The following is a 237-nucleotide window of genomic DNA, read 5'->3' on the forward strand; positions in this document are numbered from 1 at the left end:
CGATCTTCGGCGGATCGAAGGTTTTCAAGGCGTCGAGAAGTGTGATCGAGGTGAATGTATAGGCCGCCGGATTGATAATGATACCGCAGGCTTCCTTGCGGGCCTGATGGATGCTTTCCACCAGTTCCCCTTCGAAATTGGTCTGGCGGAAATCGACCTCGAAACCCAGGCTCGTTGCCTTGGAGAGGCACATCTGCCGGATATCGGCGAGCGTTGTTGAGCCGTAAATGCTGGGCT

1 protein-coding gene is annotated in these 237 nt (G+C 55.3%); it reads right to left on the reverse strand.

The genetic code is table 11. From position 1 onward, the window contains the following. Positions 1-237, reverse strand: a 237-nt coding sequence (locus tag SB659_RS20475; RefSeq protein ID WP_410551764.1) for a type II 3-dehydroquinate dehydratase, incomplete at both ends; no start/stop codon positions are given.

Origin of the sequence: Arthrobacter sp. SIMBA_036 (genome assembly GCF_046535135.1) — a bacterium.
GTDB lineage: Bacteria > Actinomycetota > Actinomycetes > Actinomycetales > Micrococcaceae > Arthrobacter.